The organism is Actinoplanes sp. NPDC051405, assembly GCF_055586185.1.
Window position 1 is genome coordinate 76,029 of record NZ_JBVJIR010000006.1, and the last position, 6,040, is coordinate 82,068.

Genomic DNA, 6,040 nt, shown 5'->3' on the forward strand with positions numbered 1-6,040 from the left:
CCCCGTCCCCCCCCCTCTCCCTTCTTTTTGTTCGTCCGCGGGTGGTTCCCTCTTCCCCCCCCCCCCCCCCCCCGCCGCTCGCATCTACGCGGGTTCGATCCAGAGGTTGCGGTAGCGGACGTTGGCACCCGGGTCGCCGTGGTCCTGCAGGCGGATGGGCAGCATGTCCGGTCCCTGAGCGGCACCGTTGCCGGTGGGACCGTCGATGGCGACGTTGTTGTGCACCGTCGTGCCGTTCCAGACCACGGTGACGCGGGCGTCCTCGGTCTTCGTCGTGCCGCTGTAGCGGGCGGCCCGGAACGTGATGTCGTAGGTCTGCCACGTCTCCGGGGCCGTTCCGGCGTTCGCGGACGGCGCTCGTTTCAGGTAGATCGCCGCGCTGTCGTTGTCGGCCAGGGCCGGTTTGCCGTACGAGTCGAGGATCTGGACCTCGTAGCGGTCCTGCAGGTAGATGCCGCTGTTGGCCCGGGCCTGCCCGGTCACGTCGGCCGGCAGGTTCGGCAACCAGAACTCGGCGTGCAGCTTGAAGTCGCCGAAGGCCTGCTTGGTGCGCAGGTCTCCGCCCAGCACCTCGGCCGAGCCGCCGGAGATCGGCCACGTCGGTGCGCTGCCGTCGGCGTTCTGGAAGGCCTGCAGGTTGCCGCCGTCGAACAGCGTCACCCGGCTGGTGCCGTTGTGGGTCCACTTCTGCTGGGCCACGTCGGCCCACTGCCAGATCTGCACCGGGGTGCCGTCGGTGCTGACTCCGCCCGCGACGTCGAGCACCTTGCCGGACTGCGGGTTGAGCAGCGACCCGTTGGGCTGGGCCTGCCACACCTGGGCGGTGCTGTTGTTGCAGGTGTGCAGCTGGACCCGGGTGCCGTCGGCGGTGCCGGCGTTGTCGATGTCCAGGCACTTGCCGAGCGCCCGCAGCGTGTCACCGACCCGGGTCCAGCTCTGCGCGGACGAGTTGTTGCAGGTGTAGATCTGGACCTTGGTCTTGTCGGCGGTGCCGGCGTTGTCGACGTCGAGGCACTTGCCGGCGATGCCGGTGATGGTGCCGGTCCGCGCCGTCGTGGTGCCGCCGGTGCCGGTGCCCACGGTCAGGCTGTCCAGGTTGACGTTGCCGGCGTCGCCCGTGTCCACCTTGTACGCGACGGTGTTGCCGCCGGCCCGCAGCGTCACGGTGTCGGTCTTGGTCGCCCAGGTGTCCCAGTTCCCGGTGTCGGCCAGGCTGACCTGCCGCACCTTGCTCCCGTTGACGTACAGGCTCACGGTCTTGGCGCCGGCCGACGGGTTCGGTCCGTTGCTGAAGCGCAGCGCCACCGGGTACGACCCGGCCGACGGCACGTCGACGCTGAAGGTCGTCGCCGCGCCGACCGAGCCGTAGCCGGCGACGAAGCCCGAGCCGGTGTAGCCGGTGTGGTCGGAAGCCACGCCCGCAGTGCCGCTGAGGCCGGCGTTCTCGGCCTCGACCCGGTCCGTGCGCAGCGTCGTGCCGTCGGCGAGACTGTTGAGCGTGTACCAGGCCTCGGTGCTCCACAGCGAGGTGCCCGACGTCGAGGTGAACGGTCGCGGGGAACGGACGTGCACGACCCGGCCCGGCTTGAGCCCGTTGAGCTTGAGCGTCACCTTGAGCCGGTCCGCCGAGAGGGTCGCCGACGCCACCGCCAGTGCCTCCTCGTCGACCTTGGGGCCGCCGTACGACGGGGTCGGGACGTAGCGCCACTGCTCGGCCCGGTACCGCGCGGCGAGCTGGGCGGCGGTGCTCTCCGACACGGGCTGGGTGTACTCCAGCTCGAAGCCGCCCGCGACCGCCCGCATCGCCTTGATGTCGAAGACCGCGTTCCCGTTGGGCGTGAGCTTCTGCAGCCCGTACGTGAGCTTGCCCTCCTGGCCCCAGTTGCCGCCCGCACCGAGCCCGCCGGTGTAGAGCGCGCCGTCGGGGCCCTGGCTCAGCCGGAGCACGCCCGACTCCAGGCCCTGCGTCAGGCGGAAGACCGCACCCTGGTACTGGCCGTTGATCTTCTCCAGGAAGGCGCGCTGGATGCCGCCGTACGTGACGTCACCGAAGAGCATCTGACCCGAGAACGGTCCCGAGTTCAGCAGCAGCGGCGTGCTCGGCGAGTTGGCGATCTCGTTCTGCGGCAGCCACAGCACCGGCTGGGTGACCGGCTGGTTGTCGAACGGGCCATCCGGGTTGGTGTAGTGGTTGAAGAAGCGGTTCGGCTTGATCTGCACGAGTTTCGAGGCGGGCAGCCAGCCGCCCTGGTTGTCCAGGACAAAGATGTCGCCCTCGGGCCCCCAGCCCAGACCGTCGGGGGTGCGCAGGCCGCCGGCCACGTACTCCACCGCACCGGTCGAACGGTTGATCTTCAGGCTGGTGCCGCGGTTCGGTGAGCCCTGCGGCTGGGTGGTGGCCCCGCCGAGGTCGATGGAGACGGACAGGTTCAGGTAGAAGAAGCCGTCCTTGTAGAGCAGGCCGAACGCGAACTCGTGGAAGTTGCCGTCGAACGGCCAGGTGGCGACCCGGCGGTACTGGTCGGTGACGCCGTCGCCGTTGGTGTCGTTGAGCTCGGTGAGCTCGTGCTTCTGCGACACGTAGATCTTGCCGTCGACGATCTTCAGGCCCATCGGCTCGCGCAACCCGGTGGCCACCTTCTTGTACGTGACCTGGCTCGGCGACGTGCTGCCGGTGGCGCCACTGAGGACGTACACCTCACCGGCCACGGTCTCGCTGCCGCCCCAGGTGGCGATGGCCAGGCGCCCGTCGGGGAACCAGTCCATCGCGCTCACCTGCGGCTGGAAGCCGGCCGGGCGCAGGTTGGTGAGCGTGTAACCGGGGTGCACGGCGTTGAGCGGCAGGCCGTCGCCGGGGCTGTCCCCCGCCGCCTCGCACTGCTTGCGGCCGGGCGCGGTCACTCGGACCACGCCGGCGTCGGTGCTCAGCGCCGAGTTCGGCACGACGGTGAACGCGGTGGCGCCCGGCTGGCGCCATTCCAGGGTGAGCTGCTGGCCGCCGGTGGCCTCGAAGTAGTCGATGTGCAGGCTGTGGTACCCGGTCGTGAGGGTGATGCCACCCTCCATCGAGGTCACGCCGTGCAGCCCGTCGTGGTTGATGACGGTCGCGCCGTCGATCAGCAGCCGCGAGCCGTCGTCGCTGGTGAGCCGGAACGTGTACAGGCCGGCGGTGGGGATGGTGACGTTGCCGATCACCTCGGCCTGGAAGTTGTCCTCGAGGCCGAAGTCCGCCGCGGTGCTCCAGTTGACCGTCGGCAGGAGCTTGTCGACGTTCGGGGTCTGGCCGGACTTGAGGGTGCAGATCCGGTCGCGCGCGGTCTGCAGGTCGAAGGTGCGCAGGGTGACGCCGGGCTGCTGGGGAGGGACTGCCGCGGCGGCGGGGACCGCTTGCAGCAGGCTGGCCAGCAAAGCAGCGCCGACCAGCGCAGACATACGGGGACGGGTGAACATCGACATTCTCATAGAGCGCTCTCCCCAGACACCGGGACGGTCGGGATCGAGGGTCGACGACCATCGATGTCTGGAACCTAGGCTCCTTCTGCACCAAAGTCCACAACTTTGGTTAACCAGCTATGAACTTTTGAATTTTTCTTCAGAAGTCAGTCGGTGAGATGGGCCCCGATCTCGGTCTCGCTGACCCGGGTCGGCTCCAGCACCCGGTGCAGGAACTCGCGGGTGCGCTCCTCACGGGGGCTGCCGAACACCGTGGCCGGCGGGCCCTGCTCGACGATCACACCGTCGTCCATGAAGACGACGCGCGCGGCGACCTCCCGGGCGAACGCCATCTCGTGGGTGACCACGAGCATGGTCATGCCCTCGGCGGCCAGGCCCCGCATGACCGCGAGCACCTCGCCGACCAGCTCGGGGTCGAGGGCACTGGTCGGCTCGTCGAAGAGCATCAGCTGCGGGTCCATCGCCAGGGCCCGGGCGATGGCGACCCGCTGCTGCTGGCCGCCGGACAGCTGCGCGGGATACGCATCCGCCTTGTCGGCGAGACCGACCCGGTCCAGGTTCACCTTCGCGATCCGGTCGGCCTCAGCCCGGCTGCGCTTGAGGACCCGGCGCTGCGCGATGGTGACGTTCTCCCGGACGGTGAGGTGTCCGAACAGGTTGAACTGCTGGAAGACCATGCCGATGCCGCGGCGGACGGCGTCGATGTCGCAGTCCGGGTCGGTGACCTCGGCGCCGGCCACCCGGATCGTGCCGGCGCTGGGCTCCTCCAGCAGGTTCACACAGCGCAGCAGCGTGGACTTGCCGGAGCCGGAGGGACCGATGACGCAGACGACCTCGCCCGGATCGACCGAGAGGTCGATGCCGCGCAGCACCTCCAGCTGGCCGAAGGACTTGTGCAGGCCGCTGATCTCGATGGTGGACATCCCGCTCACCTCTCTCTCCGGGCCCGGCGCTCCAGCCCGCGGACCAGCTGGGACAACGGCAGGGTGATCACGAGGTAGAGCAGACCGGCCACCACCAGCGGCGTGGGGTTGACCCGCGTGTTGAGCGCGTCGCCGGCGAACTTGGTGAGCTCGATCGTCGTCGAGGTCACGCCGAGGACGTAGACCAACGAGGTGTCCTTGGTCAGCAGGATGATCTCGTTGGTCAGCGGCGGGATGACGATCCGGAACGCCTGCGGCAGCACGATGGAGATCATCGCGCGGGTGTGCGACATGCCCAGCGTACGGGCGGCCTCGAGCTGCCCCTTGGGCACCGCCTGGATGCCGGCCCGGATGGTCTCCGCCATGTAGGCGGCGGCCGTCAGGCCGAGACCGACGGTCACCGAGCCGTAGACCCCGCCGGGGATCTCCCGGTCCGGAAAGGCCAGCGGCACGCCGTAGCCGACCATGAACAACACCAGCAGTGCGGGCAGGCCGCGGAACAGCTCGATGTAGGCGGTGGCGAGCCACCGGTACGGCAGGATCGACGACAACCGCATCAGGGCCAGGACCAGCCCGACCGTGAGACCGAAGACGAACGCCAGCAACGTGTACGCGATGGTGTTGCGCAGCGCGACGGTGATCGCCTGCGGGAACATGCTCCCGGCGACGTCGAGCCGGAAGAACGCCTCGGACAGCCGGCCCCAGTCCGCGGCGCTCACCGCGGCCACGATCACCAGCGCGAAGACGACATAGCCAGCGACGCGGACCATCCGCTGCCGCCGGCGACGGCTCATGACCATGTCGAGGATCAACCGACCGGCTTCTCGCCGATCCAGCTCTTGTAGATCTTGTCGTACGTGCCGTCGGACCGCGCCGCCGCGAGGGCCTCGTTGACCACCTTGAGCAGCGCCGCGTTGCCCTTCTTGACGGCAAAGCCGTACTGCTCGCCGGTGTCGAAGCCGGTCGCGACGACGACCTTGCCCGGGTTGGCCTTGATGTACTCGTTCCACACCGGCAGGTCGTTGACGGCCGCGACGATCTGGTTGGTGGCCAGCGCCTGCTGCAGCGCGGCGAGGTCACGGTAGGACACCACCTCGATATCCAGCTTCTTCTCCTTGACCTGGGCGTTGATGTACTCCTCGCCGGTCGTCCCGCCCTGCACGCCGAGCCGCTTGCCGGCCAGCTCCTCCAGGGTCTTGACCTCCTTGCCGGTGAGCACGGCCAGCGCCTGGGTCGCGTCGAAGTAAGGGTCGGAGAAGTCGAGCACCTTCTTGCGTTCCTCGGTGATGGTCATGCCGGCCGCGGCGATGTCGCATTTGCCGGCGTTGAGGTCGGAGCCGGACTTGATGCCCTCGAACGGCGTGTCCACGATCTCCTGGGTCACCTTGAGCTTGGCGGCGACCAGGTCGACGAGCGCGACGTCGAAGCCGACAACCTTGCCGGACGCGTCCTTGGACTGGAACGGCGCGTACGGAAGGTGGGTGCACGTGGTGAGCACGCCGGCCTTGACCAGCGCCACGCCGGTGTCGGTGGTGCCCCCGGTGTCCTCTTTGGCGCATCCGGCGAGGCCGCCGATCGCCAGCACCGGGGGGGGGGGGGGGGGGGGGGGGGGGGGGGGGTTCTTTCTTGTTCCTGGTTTTTTTTTCTTTCCCGGCCCCGCCCAC

Annotated in this window: 4 protein-coding genes; all 4 read right to left on the reverse strand. The window is 69.0% G+C overall.

From position 1 onward, the window contains the following. Positions 1-84: 84 nt before the first annotated feature. A complete protein-coding gene (locus ACZ6S4_RS15060) occupies positions 85-3,432 on the reverse strand; it encodes a 3-keto-alpha-glucoside-1,2-lyase-like domain-containing protein (RefSeq protein ID WP_465475483.1) in 3,348 nt (1,115 codons plus the stop codon). 167 nt (positions 3,433-3,599) lie between these two features. Beyond that, complete coding sequence (locus ACZ6S4_RS15065) at positions 3,600-4,376, reverse strand: amino acid ABC transporter ATP-binding protein (RefSeq protein ID WP_465475484.1); 777 nt, start codon at positions 4,374-4,376, stop codon at positions 3,600-3,602. A gap of 5 nt (positions 4,377-4,381) precedes the next feature. Beyond that, on the reverse strand, positions 4,382-5,170 hold the full coding sequence (locus tag ACZ6S4_RS15070) for an amino acid ABC transporter permease (RefSeq protein ID WP_465475485.1): 789 nt from the start codon (positions 5,168-5,170) through the stop codon (positions 4,382-4,384). Positions 5,171-5,184: 14 nt separating this feature from the next. Beyond that, entirely contained in the window at positions 5,185-5,961 is a 777-nt protein-coding gene (locus tag ACZ6S4_RS15075) for a transporter substrate-binding domain-containing protein (RefSeq protein WP_465475486.1), read from the reverse strand. Positions 5,962-6,040 lie beyond the last annotated feature (79 nt).

What these genes read in the sequence shown, in the direction of transcription:
- ACZ6S4_RS15065 (WP_465475484.1), bottom strand. Translation starts at nt 4,376, where the DNA reads ATGTCCACCATCGAGATCAGCGGCCTGCACAAGTCCTTCGGCCAGCTG.
- ACZ6S4_RS15060 (WP_465475483.1), bottom strand. Translation starts at nt 3,432, where the DNA reads ATGTCTGCGCTGGTCGGCGCTGCTTTGCTGGCCAGCCTGCTGCAAGCG.
- ACZ6S4_RS15070 (WP_465475485.1), bottom strand. Translation starts at nt 5,170, where the DNA reads ATGAGCCGTCGCCGGCGGCAGCGGATGGTCCGCGTCGCTGGCTATGTC.